Origin of the sequence: Variovorax paradoxus (assembly GCF_024734665.1) — a bacterium.
Lineage (GTDB): Bacteria > Pseudomonadota > Gammaproteobacteria > Burkholderiales > Burkholderiaceae_C > Variovorax.
In genome coordinates this window covers 1,376,666-1,391,810 of record NZ_CP102931.1, presented here as the reverse complement: position 1 = coordinate 1,391,810, position 15,145 = coordinate 1,376,666, and the positions used below count along the sequence as shown (strand labels likewise).

The window sequence follows — 15,145 nt, the reverse complement described above, 5'->3', positions numbered from 1 at the left end:
CACTCATTCCATCTGAATCAGTGAATACACCATGAAAGTCATCGTTCTCGGCGGCGGCGTGATCGGCACCACCACGGCCTACTATCTCGCGCGCTCTGGCGCCGAGGTCACCCTGCTCGACCGGCAGGCCGGCCCTGCCGAAGAAACCAGCTTCGGCAATGCCGGCCAGGTGTCGCCTGGTTACTCCACGCCGTGGGCCGCGCCGGGCATTCCGCTGAAGGCGATCAAGTGGATGTTCAAGAAGCACGCGCCGCTGTCCATTCGCCCCGATGGCACGATGTTCCAGCTGCGCTGGATGGCCGCGATGCTGCGCAACTGCTCGCCCGAGGCCTACGCAGTGAACAAGGAACGCATGATGCGCGTGGCCGAATACAGCCGCGGCTGCCTGCAGCAGCTGCGCGCCGACACCGGCCTGCAGTACGAGCAGCGCACCGGCGGCACACTGCAGCTGTTCCGCACGCAGGCACAGCTCGACGCGGTGCAGCGCGACATCGCGGTGCTCGATGAATGCGGCGTGCCTTACCAACTGCTCGACCGCGATGCCCTCGCCAGCGTCGAGCCCGCGCTGGCCGGCGCACGCGATCGCCTCACCGGCGGCCTGCGCCTGCCCAACGACGAAACCGGTGACTGCCACCTGTTCACCCGCGGCCTCGCCGAAATCGCGCTCGGCCTGGGCGTGGACTTCCGATTCGGCCAGACCATCGACGGCCTGGAAACCGACGGCAGCCGCATCACCGGCGTGCGCACCACCGCCGGCAAGATCCTCACGGCCGACCGCTACGTGATGGCCTTCGGCAGCTATTCGCGCGCCGCCATCGCCTCGCTGGGGCTGGACATTCCGGTGTACCCGGTCAAGGGCTACTCGCTGACCGTGCCGCTGCTCGACGAATCGCTCGCGCCGCAATCGACCGTGCTCGACGAGACCTACAAGGTCGCGGTCACGCGCTTCGACAACCGCATCCGCGTGGGCGGCATGGCCGAGCTCGGAGGCTTCGACCTGCGCCTGAACCCCAACCGCCGCGCCACGCTCGAGAAGGTCGTAACCGACCTGTTCCCCGGCGGCGACGTGCCTCGTGCCACCTTCTGGACGGGCCTGCGCCCGATGACGCCCGACAGCACGCCCATCGTCGGCGGCACGCGCTACGGCAACCTGTTCCTCAACACGGGCCACGGCACATTGGGCTGGACCATGGCCTGCGGCTCGGGCAAGCTGATCTCCGACATGGTGATGGGGCAGCGGCCCGAGATCCGTACCGACGGTCTTGCGATGGACCGCTACGAACAGGGCTCGTCGCGTGCAACGCGCCCGAACCCTGCGACTGCCCCGGCTTGATGCGGAGGCCGCTCAAGCAGCCTTTGCAATCGGAATCACGGCACTGCTCATGCCGCGATAGACCTCCGCCTCGCCGTGCTTCGCAAGCAGTTGCATCAGGTGCTTGCGAATCAGCATGCCGGGCCGGTCCGACTCCATCGAATACTCCACGCCGCGCCGGCGCGTGTCGACCAGCGCATCGGGGTCGGTCGATTCGAGGATGTCTTTGTCCTCACGCGTCACCGCATCGTCGAAGTCGATCAGCATCTGCGCGGTGCAGTCGGCCTCGGTGTCGTTGCGGAACAGCCATTGGCACAGCTGCATGCGGCCATCGTCGATGGGCGTGAAGCAGTTGATGATGATGTGGCGCACGCCGCTCGGGTACTCGATGTCGAGCCGGCGCGAGAACGGCAGGAAGTAGGCGTTGCGCATGTGGCGCGTGGTAATCGGATCAGTCACGCCGCTGATCGCATGAAACTTCACCGGGTTGGTCGCTTCGATGACCGTCTCGGCATAGAAGCCCGATTCGTTTTCCACCAGCTCGTACTTGCTTGGCTTCGGGCTCGCGGCCACGCCGAAGGTGGCGCGGTGCACGAAGCTGAAGTGCGAGTTGTCGAAGGAGTTTTCGAGCGCGCGCATCGGGCTGGTCTGCCACTCTTCGTAGAACTGGAAGATGGTGCGGTAGCCCGGGTCGTCGAACTCGGGAATGGCTGGGATGTCCGCAATGGGCTCTTCCAGCGCCACCCATGCGTAGCCGTAGCGCGCGGTGCAGCGGTAGGCCGTCGTGCGGTACTCGGGCGAGATCTTGCGATCTGCTTCGTACTGCGGGATGCGGATGACCTGCCCGCTGCGGTCATACGTCCAGCCGTGGTAGCCGCACTGGATGGCACCGGTGCCGCAGGCCTGGCCTTCGCTGTCCACGCACCAGCCCTTCGACAGCTTCGCGGTGCGGTGGCAGCAGCGATCGCGCAGCGCAGCGGGCTGGCCGTCGGAATCGATGAATAGAACGATGTCTTCGCCCAGCAGCCTGAAAGGCTTCGGTCCCTGTGCCAGTTCGGAGAGCGGCATGACGGCATGCCAGAACTTGCGGAAGACGGGTTGTTGGGTAACGAGCATGCGCGGACTCCTTCTTTGTTGCGTGGGGACGAACGTGAAAGAGCAATTTCCTGCCTGGATGCACGGGGCATCGCGCGGCTGAACGCTTCTACTCTGCGCAACATGCCTTGCAAATTGCGCGCCCGGATTGTGCGCCCGGCCAGGCTGCCCCTCCAAGCCCTCACCCTCAATGCCCGAGCAAAATGCTCGAAAGGGCCCTTGGCATGCGTCGTGCATGACCTGCTGCAAGAGTAGAAGCGTTCAGCAGCGCACGCACCACGAACGTGCGCCCGCCCGGAAATTGCTCTTGAAACGCCTTCTGCCCTGCGCAGGGGGATTCAAGACCCGAAGCTTCCGAGGCCCCACATGCAACGTCGATCCTTCCTCGCGGCCAGTGCCGCCACCCTTGCCGCCCCTGCCGTCTTCGCTCAAGGCAGCAACGGCAAGCTCACCCCGCTCAAATTCACGCTCGACTTCCGCATCAACGGGCAGACCTCTCCCTTCTTCCTGGCGCTGGCCAAGGGCTACTACAAGGAAGAGGGGCTCGACGTGAGCATCGACACCGGCGCCGGCTCGGTCGCCTCCATCACGCGCATTGCCAGCGGCGTCTACCAGCTGGGGCTGGGCGACATCAGCTCGCTGGTCGAGTTCAACGCGCAGAACCCCGGCACGCCGATGGTGCAGGCCGTGTACCAGTACTACAACCGCGCACCGTTCGTGATCATCGGCCGCAAGGACCGCGGCGTGACCGGCGACTTCAAGAGCCTCGCGGGCAAGAAGGTCGCGGCGGCGGCCGTCGAATCGACGCGGCGCGCCTGGCCGATGGTCGCGCGCAAGCAAGGCATGCGCGGCGACGCCTTCCAGTGGCAGACCACCGACTTCAGCGCGCGCGACAACGTCATGGTGCGCGGCGACGTCGATGCCGCCACCTACTTCCACGACTCGGCCGTTTCGCTGTTCGCGCGCATGAAGCCCGAGGAGCTGTCGGTGCTCAAGTACGCCGATGCGGGCGTCAACCTGTACGGCAACGCCATCCTCGCGAGCAGCAACCTCATCGCGCAGAACCCGAAGGTAGTGGCGGCCTTTCTGCGCGCGAGCAACCGCGCCATCGTCGAGACCTTTGCCAATCCGGCGCCTAGCATCGCGGCCATGCGCCAGCGTGAGCCCATCCTCGACGAGAAGATCGAACTCGAGCGCTGGGGCATCACCGCGCAATACGTGGGCGCGGCCGACACGCGCGGCCACGGTCTTGGCGATATAAAGAAACTCACGCTCGAACAGCAGGTCGACGAAGTGGCCGATGTCTTCGGCCTCAAGGTCAAGCCCGCGTCCGACGCCATCTTCAACACTTCAATGCTTCCATCGCGCAGCGAACGCTCCCTCCCCAAGGCATGAACTCCAACAGCGACACCACCACCTATCCCGCCGAAACCACGCTCGACGAACGCGACGGGCGCTACCTGCGCAAGGCCATCGTCTGGTCACATGCAGCGCGCCGCCGGGGCAACCGGCCCTTCGGCTCGGTCATCGTCTCCGCCGCCGGAGAAGTACTGGCCGAAGCCGGCAACAGCAATGCCGAAACCGGCGACTGCACCGCCCATGCCGAAGTCAACGCACTGCGCGCGCTGGCCGGGCGCAAGCTCTCTCGCGAAGAACTCGCGGGCGCCACGATCTACGCATCGGGCGAGCCCTGCGTGATGTGCGCCGGCGCCATTTTCTGGTCGAACATCGGGCGCGTGGTGTTCGGCATCGATGCCGAGCGGCTGCGCGTGTTCCGTGGCGAGCGGCAAGACCAGCGCGATGCCGAGCTGTCGTGCCGCGACGTGTTCCGCGCCTCGCCGCATCCCATCGAATGCATCGGGCCGGCGCTGATCGACGAGGCCAGCGCAGCCCACGACGGGGCCTGGAAGACCTGAGACACCGCAAGCGAGCGCACTAGACTCGCTGCATGCCCTGGCACGCCCGTCTCCATCTCGCTTACCAACAAGAAGCCGCCCGCACCGTCGCCCGTTTTCGCCATGACGGTCCGCTGCGCATCCTGCAAAGCCTGTACCCCGAGGGCGACACCGTCTGCCACAACGTGCTGGTGCATCCGCCGGGCGGGCTGGTGGGCGGCGACACGCTCGACATCGACATCGAGGCCGCCGACGGCAGTCACGGACTGATCACCACGCCCGGCGCCTCGCGCTTCTACCGCTCCGAAGGCGAGCTGGCGCTGCAGCGCACGCGCATCCGCCTCGCGGCCGGCGCGCGGCTCGAATGGCTGCCGCTCGAAGCCATCTGCTACAGCGGCTGCCAGGCGGAGAACCGGCTCTCCATCGAGGTCGCGCCCGGCGCCGAGCTGATCGGCTGGGACGTTACCGCGCTCGGCCTGCCGAACGCCAAGCAGCCCTTCGAGCGTGGCACCTACCTGCAGCACATCGAGGTGCCCGGCGTGTGGCTGGAGCGCGGGCGCATCGACGCGGCCGACCACCGGCTGCTGCAAAGCCCCATCGGCCTCGGCGGCCACCGCTGCATGGCCTCGCTGTTCTTCGTGGCGGGCTCGCCGGTGGCGCGCGCCCGGCGCGATGCCTTGCTTGCACAAGCCCGCACGCTGCTCGAAGCAAGCCCGCTGTTCGACAGCGCCGGCGCCACCAGCCCGCACCCCGAAGTGGTCGTGCTGCGGGTTCTGGCACCCGTGGTCGAGCCCGCGATGCAGCTGCTGCGGCAGGTCTGGCAGGCATGGCGCAGCGAGCTGTGGCAGCTGCCCGCGGCCACGCCGCGCATCTGGGCGACCTGAGGCCGATCTCCCTCCGATCCCCGCACCGAGGGGCGAATCTGTAGGCACTGTCTGACGGACAGCCGCGTTGCAAAGGCGCAACCTGATTCTTTTGCCCAGCGGATGACGAGGATCGGCCATGTCTCCTGACGACACTCCCGACGCGAACACGCAGCTTCACCGGCACCTGGCGCGGTTCAACGCCGAGCGACTCAGGCTCGGCAGCCCCTCGCCCCAGTGGCAGGACGACCTCGCCCGCGAGCATGCGTGCCGCCTGCTCGAAGGCAAATACCTCGAAGCCCTGCGCGCTTCGGTGCAGGCGGCGGCAGTGGCATCGGCCGGCAACGCGGGCCACTTCATCGGCTGGTTCGAATCGCTGGCGCACACCGGCCCCGGCCAGCATCACCCGCTGTTCGACTGGCTGGCCGACGAGGCCACGCTGCCGCAGATGCGCTGGTTCCTCACGCAGGAGGCCGCGGGCGAGGCCGGCTTCGAAGACCTGCTGGCCTATACCCAGGTCAAGCTGCCGCCACAGCCCAAGCTGGAATGCGCGCGCAACTTCTGGGACGAGATGGGGCACGGCAAGCAAAGCGCCATGCACGGCCAGATGCTGGAGCACATGGTGCGCGAGCTTGACCTGCACCCGGCCATCGACACCACGGTGTGGGAGTCGCTCGCGCTCGCCAACACCATGGTCGGGCTGGCGACCACGCGCCGCTATGGCTACCACTCCATAGGCGCGCTCGGCGTCATCGAGCTCACTGCCCCCGGGCGCGTGAAACAGGTGGCGGCCGGCATGCGCCGCCTGGGCCTGAGCGGCCGCGCACGCTCCTACTTCGACCTGCATGCGGCGCTCGACGTGTCGCATTCGCGCGCATGGAACCGCGAGGTGATCCGGCCGCTGGTCGAGGCCGATCCGGCCTGCGGGCAGTTCATTGCCGAAGGCGCGCTGATGCGACTTGTCTGCGGCGAACGCTGCTTCGAGCGCTACACCGCCGAACTGCGGCACGCCGAGGAGGCCACCGCATGCTGAACGCGGCCGGCGTGCTGCGCCAGGTGGCCGCCACGGGCTACCGATTCACCACGGTCACCCCGCTGACCCACCAGCGCGTGCTCGCGCGACGCGGGCGCGAACCGGGCGCGACGCTGCGAGACATCTTCGGCTGGAACCTGTCGTTCGAAGCGGGCGCAGTGCCGCCGGACTTGCTGGCCGACATGGAGCGCGCCGGCATCGTGCGGCACACGGGCTCGCTGCTGCGCAGCACCGTGCGCATCGCCAGCCTTGGCGACGACCTGTTCTTTCATTCGGCCTATCCCACGGTCGAGGAGAGCGCCGTGTTCTTCGGGCCCGACACCAGCCGCTTCGCTCGCTTCCTCCACCACGCACTCGCCCGGCGCAAGGCACAGCCTCACGTACGCGTGCTGGACGTGGGCTGCGGCAGCGGCGCGGGTGGCATCGCGGCGGTGCGAGCGCTGGCGGCCATGGGCACGACGGCAACCGTGGTCATGAACGACATCAACCCGCTCGCGCTGCAGTACACGGCTATCAATGCGGAAGTGGCCGGCATCCCCGTCACGCTCGCGCAGGGCGATGCGCTGTCGGCAGTCGATGGCGAATTCGATCTCATCGTGTCGAACCCGCCTTACCTCGACGACGGCGCGCAGCGCGCCTATCGCCATGGCGGCACGCGGCTGGGCCGGGCACTCAGCGTGCGCATCGCGGCCGAGTCGCTGAAACGGCTGGCACCGGGCGGGCAACTGCTGCTCTACACCGGCGTGGCCATGGTCGATGGCGAAGACCCGTTCTTTGCCGAACTGCAGCCCCTGCTCGCAGCACCGGGCTTCGACTGGTCGTATGCCGAGATCGACCCCGATGTGTTCGGCGAGGAGCTGGAGCGGCCGGTGTATGCGCACATCGACCGCATCGCCGCAGTCGGCCTCATCGCCATCCGCGCAACGGAGGCCGCGTGATGGCCGCCGGGCTCGACTTCGGCGTGGACACCGGCCGGCTGGCCGTTGTGCGCGAATGCAGCGTGCTGGAGCGCATGCCCAAGTGGCTCATCTGCGTTCCGCTGGTGGTGCAATGGCTGTGGCTGTCGCTGCGCTACGGCGGCGCCACCGTGCCATCGGCGGCCAACCCGCACCTCACCTCCGGCGGACTGGTGGGCGAAGGCAAGCTCGAATACTTCCGCGGCATGGGGCCGCTGGCGCGCTCGGTCACGGCCGACTACTGCGCGGTGTTCAACGACGGCACCGCGACCGAAGACTCGCTGCGGCACACCATGGCCGACAGCGGCCTCGCGTTTCCCGTTGTCGCCAAACCTGACCTCGGCCTGTGCGGCTACGGCGTGCGCCTGCTGCCCGACATGGCTGCGCTGCTGGCCTACCTGGCCGTCTTTCCTTCCGACGAAACGGTGGTGCTGCAGCGCTACCTGCCACAGGAAGGCGAGGCCGGCATCTTCTACGCGCGCGATCCTGTCACCGGCGAAGGCCGCATCATCGGCCTGGCGCTGCGCTACTTTCCGCGCGTGACGGGCGACGGCCGCAGCACCGTGGCCCAGCTCGTGGCAGCCGACGTGCGCGCCCGCCGCATCGCGCGCTCGCCGCGCCACGAATGCAGCGTGCCTCCCGACAGCGTGCCGGCAGCCGGCCAGCAGGTGCGGCTGGCCACCATCGGCTCGACCCGCGTGGGCGGCCTGTACCGCGACGGCGCCGCGCTCATCACGCCCGAGCTCGTGCGCGCCATCGACGCCATCGCGCGCGACATGCCCGACTTCCGTTTCGGGCGCTTCGACGTGCGCTACCAGAGCCTGCGCGAACTCGGTGCCGGGCGGGGCTTCACCATCATGGAAATCAACGGCGCGGGCTCCGAAGCCATCGAGGCGTGGGACCCCGACACCGGCGTGGTGCAGGGCTTTCGCATGGTCTTCGCCAAGCAGCGGCTGCTGTTCGCCATTGGCGCAGCGCAGCGCAAGGCCGGCGTGCGGCCCATCGGCCTGCTCGCGCTCGCACGGCTCAACCGGCGGCAGAACCGCCTGGTCGACCGCTACCCGCCCTCCAACTGAGTGAATTGCCGCACACACATGGACATCACCGCCACGCACGCCCTGCCCCACTGTTCGCCCACGCCACTCGCGGCCACTGCGCCCGTGCTGGAAACCCGCTGGGCCGATTGCGAAGAAGACGTGCGCGACGCCCAGCGCCTGCGTTACCGCGTATTCGCGCAGGAGATGGGCGCGCACCTGACGCCGCCCGAAGGCACGCCGCCCGGGCTCGACGTCGACCGCTTCGACGCCTTCTGCGACCACCTGCTGGTGCGCGCCGTCGATCCGCTGCACGGCCCCGGCCCACTCATCGGCACCTACCGCGTGCTGACGCCCGAAGCGGCGCTACGCGCGGGCGGTTTCTACACCGACACCGAGTTCGACCTGTCGCCGCTCGCGCCGCTGCGCGGCCGCGCGCTGGAGCTGGGCCGCTCGTGCGTGGATGCGGAATGGCGCTCTGGCAGCGTCATCATGGCGCTGTGGGCTGCGCTGGGGCAGTACATGGTCGACCACGCGCTCGACACCATGATTGGCTGCGCCAGCATCGGGCTCGACGACCAGGGCGCGACGGCCGCGCGGCTGTGGCACCGGCTGTGCCGCACGCACCTGGTCGAGCAGCGCTGGCGCGTGGAGCCGCGCGTCGCGCTGCCGCTGGACACCGGCGCAGACGCCGATGCCGACAGCGACGCGGCGCCTCCCGCAGCGCCGCCGCTCATCAAGGGTTACCTGCGCTGCGGCGCTCGCCTGCTCGGCCCGCCCGCACTCGACGTGGCGTTCAACACCGCCGACCTGCCGCTGATGCTGCGCGTGGACGACGTGTCGCCGCGCTACCGCCAGCACTTCTTCGGCATGACCGCGTGAGCGCGGCGGCCCCACGCGCGCGGTCGAAGCGCGCGCTGCGTTCGGTGGTTGCCGCGCAGTTCTTCAGCTCGCTGGCCGACAACGCGCTGCTGATCGTCGCCATCGACCTGCTTATGCAGCGCCACGCGCCCGGCTGGATGACGCCCGCGCTGCGGCTGTTCTTCTATCTTTCCTACGTGCTGCTCGCCGCCTTCGCGGGCGCCGTGGCCGACGCGGCGCCGAAGGGCCGCGTGCTGATGGCCACCAACCTCATCAAGCTGGGCGGCTGCGCCCTGCTGCTGTGGCAGGTGCAGCCGCTGGTGGCCTACGCGCTGGTCGGCCTTGGCGCCGCGGCCTACTCGCCAGCCAAGTACGGCATCCTGCCCGAGCTGATTCCGCGAGAAGAACTGGTCGCCGCCAACGGCTGGATCGAGGCAGGCACGGTGTTGTCGATCTTGTTCGGCGTGGCGCTGGGCAGCACGCTGGTGAGCAAGGGCCTTGCCCTGCCCGCCATCGGCGCGGTGTACCTGCTGGCTGCCGCCTGCACGCTCGCGATTCCGCACAGCCCGGCGCGCGACCGCGCGGCGCTGGCGCATCCGGGCCGGCTGTTGCGCGATTTCGGGCGCTCGCTGGCGCTGCTGTGGCGCGATGCCGATGCACGCATCTCGCTGGCCGTTACCAGCCTGTTCTGGGCGGCGTCGGCCACGCTGCAGTTTCTGGTGCTGCGCTGGGCGGCCGAGCGGCTGGGGCTCACGCTGTCGCAGGGCGCGCTGCTGCAGATCGCGGTGGCCATCGGCATGGCAGCGGGTGCCGTCGGCGCCTCGCGCTGGTTCCCGCTCGGGCGTGCGTTGCGCGCGCTGCCGATCGGCATTGCACTGGGCGCCGTGATATTGCTCATGACGCTGGTGACGCAGCCCGCCGTGGCCGCCGCGCTGCTGGTGGTGATCGGCGCGCTCGCGGGCCTGCTGCTGGTGCCGATGAACGCGCTGCTGCAAAGCCGAGGGCTGCTGTACATGCACCCGGGCCAGTCGATCGCGGTGCAGAACTTCAACGAGAGCCTGGCCTCGCTGGCGATGCTGGGGGTGTACGGCGCGCTGCTGTATCTCGATGCGCCGCTGCTGCCGACGCTGGCGGGCTTCGGCGGCTTCCTGGTGCTGGCCATGGGTGCGGCCCTCCTCTGGTCGCGCCGTCAGCGGCCGCAGGAGCGCTTCGGATACAGTCCCGCACCTAACCGCCTCTCGACCCGCAGCCAGAGTGAATCTCCGAAAATCCGCCAATAGCCTGGTCGTTCGTCTCCTCGTGATGGGTCTGGCGATGGCTGTCGTGGGCACCGCCGCCAGCTATATCCAGCTCACCCGCTTCCTGCGGGAAGACCTGACGAAATCGGTGGCGACGCAGCAGATGGCGCTGGCCGCCTACGTGGCCCGCGATGTCGACAATTACCTGGACGAACGGCTGTCGTTCCTGGAGCGCCTGGCTGGCGCCCTGCCGCCGGAACTCCTGGCGCAACCCGAGCAGCTGCATGCATGGCTGGCGGAACGCAGCGCGCTCAGCGCCCTCTTCCCCCTCGGCCTGGTGGTCACCGATGCCACCGGCAAACGACTCGACAGCGCCGCACAGCTTGAACCAGGTGGTCCGGAATTCACAACAGCATCCGCCGGGAAGCGCGCAGTGGGCCGCCCGCATGCCACGGCTTCGCAGCACTCGGCCCTGCCCATGGCCGTGCCCGTGCGCAACGGTGCCGGCCAGGTGGTCGCCGTGCTGCTCGGCACGGCAGACCTCTCGGCCGATGGCCTGCTCGACCATCTGCAAGAGGGGCGCGTGGGCCAGGCCGGCGGCATCCTGGTGATCTCGCCGCGCGACCGCATCTTCGTCGCCTCGACGGACGTCTCGATGTCCCTCACGCCGACCCCGCCCGACGGTGTGAACCCGCTGCACGACCGGGCCATGGCGGGTTTCCGCGGCAGCGGGACGACACGCAACGCCAGGGGCATCGAGGAAATCTCCGCCATTGCATCGGTGCCGAACAGCGGCTGGTTCGTGGTGGCGCGGCTGCCCGTTTCAGAAGCGCTGGCCCCGGTGTCGCGCATGCAGACCTTCATCCTGCAGCAACGCGCGCCCGCCGTGACGGCGGTGCTCGTCGTGATCGGCCTGATCATGGCGTGGCTGCTGCGCCCGCTCCTGCGCGCCGCCGACCAGGCCGACCGCATGACCCGCGGCGAACTCGCGCTGGCACCGCTGCAGGTGGTGCGCAACGACGAAATCGGGCACCTGACACAGGCCTTCAACCGGCTGCTGGCCAAGCTGCTCGACAACCAGGAGGCGCTAGCGCGCCTGGCCCACCACGACACGCTGACAGGTTTGCCCAACCGCAAATTGCTGGACGAGCGGCTGCAACAGGCGCTGATCCATGCCAGGCAGCGCGCGCAGCAGGTAGCCGTGCTCTACCTCGACCTCGACGGGTTCAAGGACCTCAACGACACATTCGGCCACGAAGCGGGCGACAAGGCCCTCGGGGAAATCGCACACCGGCTGCGGGCCCTGGTGCGGCACACAGACACGGTGGCGCGCATCGGCGGCGACGAGTTCGTGCTGCTGGCCACCGACTTCGAAGAGCCCGTGAAACAGGCCGCATTGACGCTGGCACAGCGATGCATCGACGCGATCGCCCAACCGCTGCAGCTGGAGCGTTCAAGCATGGTCATCGGCGTGTCGATAGGCATCGCCCTGGGCAACGGCAGCGAAACGCCGCAAGACCTGCTCGCCACGGCCGACAAGGCCATGTACCGGGCCAAGCAGGGCGGGCGCGGCAGCTACGCAATGATGTAGGCGACAGCAGGAGCCCTACGCCGGCATGTCGGTACGCGGCAGCCGCAGGTGCTTCTTCAGTGTCTCGAACACCTGCCGCGTGACCGGGTTCACCACATGGCTGCGCACGTAGAGGTAGTACGCCAGGTCGGGCAGCCGCGGCATGCCGTCGCCCGCGCCCAGCACGCGCAGGCCCGCGTCGAGCTGCTCCACGCCGCGCGCCGTCACGCCCAGCCCAGCGCGCAAGGCAGCCTTGATGCCGATCAGGCTCGACGAGGTGTAGCGCGGCGTCCAGGCCACGCCCGCCGCGTCGAGCGCCTCGTGGCCGATGCGGCGGAAGATGCTGGGGCCGTCCGCCATGATGAGCGGCACCGGCTTCGTCGGGTCGTGCACGTAGCTCGCGGCGCACAGCCACACGGTGGGCGAAGTGCGCAGCACCACGCCTTCGAACTGCGACTGCTCGTCGGCGCGGTTGGAGATGATCATGTCGACCTCGCCGCTCTTCAGCGATGTCATGAGGTAGGGACTGCGGCCGATGTGGATGTCGAGCTGCAGCAGCGGCGAGGTGCGCGCCACCTCGGTCAGCAGCAGCGGCAGCATGGTCTCGGCCACGTCGTGCGGCGCGCCGATGCGCAGGTTGCCTTCGAGCTGCCCCTGCCGCAGGCTGCGCAGCGCCTCGTCGTTCAGCGCGAGCATGTGGTGCGCGTAGGTGAGCAGCCGCTCGCCGTGCTCCGTGAGCCGCTTCTGCCGCCCCTGCTTGGCGAACAGCGGATGGCCGATCTGCTCCTCCAGCCGCTGCATCTGCTGCGTGATGGCCGACTGCGTGCGGCCCAGGTGCACGGCCGCCGCCGCAAAGCTGTTGAGGCTGACGACGGCCGCAAAAGAGCGCAGCAGTTCGAGATCGAGCGTGGGCATACATTAATTTTATTGATGTGTTTCCTGCTCCGCTTGGATTGTTGCGTCACGCCCCCGTCACTACAGTGAATGCACACCAAACAGGCAACCCCACTGGAGAAACTGCATGAGCACCCCTTCCGAGCAACGCCGCCAGGCCGTCGAGGCGTCCATCGCCGACATGAAGAAAGCCATCGGCGGCGCTGAAGCCACCCGCGAAAAACTCGACGTGGTGCTCGATTCGCTGCAAGACCTGGCCGCGCACACCGAATACTGGGGCGCCGCCGACTTCCCGCCGCCCGAAGCCGGCGAGCACCAGGCCCGCTACCTGATCGCCGAAGACCCCGACCAGAGCTACGCGCTGTACCTGAACGTGATGCGCCCGGGCAAGAAGATCGTGCCGCACAACCACACGACCTGGGCCTGCATCGCGGCCGTGGAAGGCACCGAGCACAACCGCGTGTACGAGCGCACCGACGACGGCAGCGTGCCGGGCGTGGGCAAGCTGAAGCAGACGGAACTGGTCGTCGTCGCGCCGGGCAAGGGCATTGCGCTGATGCCTGAAGACATCCATTCGGTCGAGATCCAGGGCGAGCAGGTCATTCGCCACCTTCACATGTACGGCCGCGCACTCGAAACACTGAACCAGCGCACCGCCTACGACCTGGCAGCAGGCACGTACCAGACCATGGGTATCGGCGTGCAGACGCGCCGCTAAGCCTCTCTTTCCGGTTTTCCTTTTCCTTATGCGGGCCGCGCGCTGCGGCCTCGCAGGACTTCGTTCGTCCCAACGACTTGCTCTCATGACCTCCTTCATCGACCCGAAGACCCTCAAATCCTGGCTGCACGACAGCGGCGAAATCGCGCTGCTCGACGTGCGCGAGCACGGCCAGTACGGCGAGGCGCATCTGTTCTACGGCATTCCCCTGCCCTTCAGCCGGCTGGAAATCGATGCGCCGCGCCTCGTGCCGCGCCGCGGCGTGCGGGTGGTGGTGTACGACGAAGGCGATGCCGACGTGGCCGAACGCGCCGCCGCGCGGCTGGCCGTGCTGGGCTACACCGACGTGCACGTGCTGCAAGGCGGCGCCCGCGCATGGAAGGCCGCGGGCTACGTGCTGTTCGCGGGCGTCAACCTGCCTTCGAAGACTTTCGGCGAACTGGCCGAAGAGGTCTATCACACGCCCCGCGTCAGCGCCGACCAGCTCGCCGAGATGCTGGCGCGCAAGGACAAGGTCGTGGTGCTCGACGGCCGCCCCGTCAGCGAGTTCCACAAGATGAACATTCCCAGCGCCACCTGCTGCCCCAACGGCGAGCTGGCCTACCGCGTGCGCCAGCTGGTGCCCGACACCACCACGCCCATCGTCATCAACTGCGCGGGCCGCACGCGCAGCATCATCGGCGCGCAGACGCTCATCAACCTCGGGCTGCCCAACCCCGTCTATGCGCTGGAGAACGGCACGCAGGGCTGGTACCTGGGCGACCACACGCTGGAGCATGGCGGCACGCGGCGCTATGCGGACGACAGCGGCAACACCGACCTGCGCCCCGCCGCGAAAGCGCTGGCCGCCCGCTTCGACGTGCCGGCGGTGAATGCGCAGACCGTGCAGCAATGGGCCGCCGACACGAGCCGCAGCCTGTTCCTGTGCGACGTACGCACGCCGGAAGAATTCGCGGCCGGCAGCCTGCCCGGCGCGCAGCACACGCCCGGCGGCCAACTGATGCAGGCAGGCGACCAGTACTTCGGCGTGCGCGGTGCCCGGCTCGTGCTGTTCGACAACGACGGCGTGCGCGCACCGACCATCGCGAGCTGGCTGCGGCAGATGGGGCATGACGCGAGCGTGCTCGAGGGCGGGCTGGCGAGTGGCCTCTCGCTCGCGCCTGCTGCAGCGCCGGGTGCACCCGCACTGGCCACCATCGATGCGCAGGCCCTCGCTGCGCGCATCGAGCGCAACGAGGTGGCGGTGATCGACCTGCGCGGCAGCATGCAGTTTCGCGCCGGCCATATCCCGCAGGCGCGCTGGTCGATTCGCCCTCGCCTCGCAGGCGACGTGAAGAGCGAGACCCGCCAGCTCGTGCTGGTCGCCGACGATGCCGCGCTTGCGGCATGGGCTGCCGCCTCCGAGCTCGCAGGCCACTCGCCCGCGCCGCTGCTGCTGGCCGGTGGCATGGCCGCATGGCGCGCCGCAGGACTGCCCGTCGAGGCCACGCCCGCGCTGCCCGCCGACAGCGACTGCATCGACTACCTGTTCTTCGTGCACGACCGGCACGACGGCAACAAGGAGGCCGCACGCCGCTACCTCGCATGGGAGACCGGCCTCGTCGCGCAGCTCGACGCGCAGGAGCGGGCCGCCTTTCGCCTTCCCACCGCCGCATCGCACGCCTGAGCCCGGCTTC

Annotated in this window: 14 protein-coding genes; 12 read left to right on the top strand and 2 right to left on the bottom strand. The window is 68.6% G+C overall.

Features of this window, described 5'->3' with window-relative positions:
- Positions 1–31: 31 nt before the first annotated feature.
- A complete protein-coding gene (locus tag NWF24_RS06570; RefSeq protein WP_258353485.1) occupies positions 32–1,333 on the top strand; it encodes a D-amino acid dehydrogenase in 1,302 nt (433 codons plus the stop codon).
- A gap of 12 nt (positions 1,334–1,345) precedes the next feature.
- On the opposite strand, the gene NWF24_RS06565 is transcribed toward NWF24_RS06570, so the two are convergent.
- Positions 1,346–2,428 (bottom strand): aromatic ring-hydroxylating dioxygenase subunit alpha, encoded by a 1,083-nt coding sequence (locus NWF24_RS06565; protein WP_258353484.1) that lies wholly within the window; start codon positions 2,426–2,428, stop codon positions 1,346–1,348.
- 345 nt (positions 2,429–2,773) lie between these two features.
- On the opposite strand from NWF24_RS06565, the gene NWF24_RS06560 reads away from it, so the two are divergent.
- From NWF24_RS06560 to NWF24_RS06520, 9 genes are all read left to right on the top strand, one after another.
- Positions 2,774–3,802 (top strand): ABC transporter substrate-binding protein, encoded by a 1,029-nt coding sequence (locus tag NWF24_RS06560; protein ID WP_258353483.1) that lies wholly within the window; start codon positions 2,774–2,776, stop codon positions 3,800–3,802.
- A complete protein-coding gene (locus tag NWF24_RS06555) occupies positions 3,799–4,323 on the top strand; it encodes a nucleoside deaminase (protein ID WP_093058099.1) in 525 nt (174 codons plus the stop codon). Before NWF24_RS06560 ends, NWF24_RS06555 begins: the two co-directional genes overlap by 4 nt.
- A gap of 32 nt (positions 4,324–4,355) precedes the next feature.
- A complete protein-coding gene (locus NWF24_RS06550; RefSeq protein WP_258353482.1) occupies positions 4,356–5,186 on the top strand; it encodes an urease accessory protein UreD in 831 nt (276 codons plus the stop codon).
- 118 nt (positions 5,187–5,304) lie between these two features.
- Positions 5,305–6,198, top strand: coding sequence for an iron-containing redox enzyme family protein (locus tag NWF24_RS06545; protein WP_258353481.1), 894 nt, complete (start codon positions 5,305–5,307; stop codon positions 6,196–6,198).
- Positions 6,192–7,136 carry a class I SAM-dependent methyltransferase gene (locus tag NWF24_RS06540; RefSeq protein WP_258353480.1) on the top strand — a complete coding sequence of 315 codons (945 nt, stop codon included), beginning with the start codon at positions 6,192–6,194 and terminating at the stop codon, positions 7,134–7,136. The genes NWF24_RS06545 and NWF24_RS06540 overlap by 7 nt, the downstream gene beginning before the upstream one ends.
- Positions 7,136–8,230, top strand: coding sequence for a hypothetical protein (locus NWF24_RS06535; protein ID WP_258353479.1), 1,095 nt, complete (start codon positions 7,136–7,138; stop codon positions 8,228–8,230). The genes NWF24_RS06540 and NWF24_RS06535 overlap by 1 nt, the downstream gene beginning before the upstream one ends.
- Before the next feature lie 18 nt (positions 8,231–8,248).
- Positions 8,249–9,070 (top strand): GNAT family N-acetyltransferase, encoded by an 822-nt coding sequence (locus NWF24_RS06530; protein WP_258353478.1) that lies wholly within the window; start codon positions 8,249–8,251, stop codon positions 9,068–9,070.
- The gene (gene lplT, locus NWF24_RS06525) at positions 9,067–10,329 is read left to right on the top strand and encodes a lysophospholipid transporter LplT (protein WP_258353477.1); all 1,263 of its coding nucleotides are present in this window, start codon (positions 9,067–9,069) and stop codon (positions 10,327–10,329) included. Before NWF24_RS06530 ends, lplT begins: the two co-directional genes overlap by 4 nt.
- Entirely contained in the window at positions 10,304–11,878 is a 1,575-nt protein-coding gene (locus NWF24_RS06520; RefSeq protein WP_258353476.1) for a GGDEF domain-containing protein, read from the top strand. Before lplT ends, NWF24_RS06520 begins: the two co-directional genes overlap by 26 nt.
- Positions 11,879–11,893: 15 nt before the next feature.
- Here the strand turns inward: NWF24_RS06520 and NWF24_RS06515 are convergent, their stop codons facing one another.
- A complete protein-coding gene (locus tag NWF24_RS06515; RefSeq protein ID WP_093058093.1) occupies positions 11,894–12,772 on the bottom strand; it encodes a LysR substrate-binding domain-containing protein in 879 nt (292 codons plus the stop codon).
- 106 nt (positions 12,773–12,878) lie between these two features.
- On the opposite strand from NWF24_RS06515, the gene NWF24_RS06510 reads away from it, so the two are divergent.
- Together NWF24_RS06510 and NWF24_RS06505 are read left to right on the top strand one after the other, a co-directional pair.
- Entirely contained in the window at positions 12,879–13,469 is a 591-nt protein-coding gene (locus NWF24_RS06510) for a cysteine dioxygenase family protein (RefSeq protein WP_093178069.1), read from the top strand.
- Between the two features lie 85 nt (positions 13,470–13,554).
- Positions 13,555–15,135: a rhodanese-like domain-containing protein gene (locus tag NWF24_RS06505; RefSeq protein ID WP_258353475.1), complete on the top strand. Its 1,581-nt coding sequence runs from the start codon at positions 13,555–13,557 to the stop codon at positions 15,133–15,135.
- Positions 15,136–15,145: the final 10 nt, after the last annotated feature.